This window comes from Streptomyces colwelliae, from assembly GCF_048158785.1.
Taxonomy (GTDB): Bacteria; Actinomycetota; Actinomycetes; order Streptomycetales; family Streptomycetaceae; genus Streptomyces.
The window spans coordinates 1-555 of sequence record NZ_JBLTJC010000912.1 but is presented as its reverse complement, the minus strand read 5'-3'; the positions used below and the strand labels follow the sequence as shown (position 1 = coordinate 555).

The 555-nt window shown below is 68.5% G+C and carries 1 protein-coding gene; it reads right to left on the bottom strand.

Translation table 11 applies throughout. The features are described 5' to 3' along the window. Positions 1–135: 135 nt before the first annotated feature. Positions 136–501 (bottom strand): MmcQ/YjbR family DNA-binding protein, encoded by a 366-nt coding sequence (locus tag ACNFOC_RS55125; RefSeq protein ID WP_416966411.1) that lies wholly within the window; start codon positions 499–501, stop codon positions 136–138. Between the last annotated feature and the right edge of the window lie 54 nt (positions 502–555).

Genomic DNA, 555 nt, shown 5'->3' with positions numbered 1-555 from the left:
CCCCCGAAGCGCCTCGCCGGTGCTCACGACATCCCGCTCGGAATCATTGCCGTGGGACCCGGAGCCCCCTCCGCCCCGGCTCCCACTCCCGCTTCCGGATGATGCCACGCACCACTGACAACGCCCTCGGGAATTTCAGTCGCCGGACCCGGACGGCAGGCCCAACTCGGGGTAGGTGTCAAGGAGTCGGGGCGGGGCCGCCTGGCGCCAGGAGTCGGCGAGGATGTCTCTGAGTTCGTCCTCGCTGTCCAGCGCGGAGAGGCGGGCCCGGACCCAGGCGAAACCCGCCTCGTGGTCGGCGACCCAGAACTTCTCCGGCTCCGCCAGGACCAGTTCGTCGCGCTCCTCCTTGGGGCAGCGCACCGCGATGGAGGTCTCCTCCTCGGGCACGGTGACGAACATCTTCCCGGCGACCCGGAAGGTGGGCATGTTCCAGGCGATCTTCTCCGTCGTGTCCGGGAGGGAGAGGGCGATACGGCGTACGTCTTCGGCATCCGGCATGAGTCGCAAGATAGCGGCTGCCACTGACAATCACCTGGTGGGAGTGCCTGACCC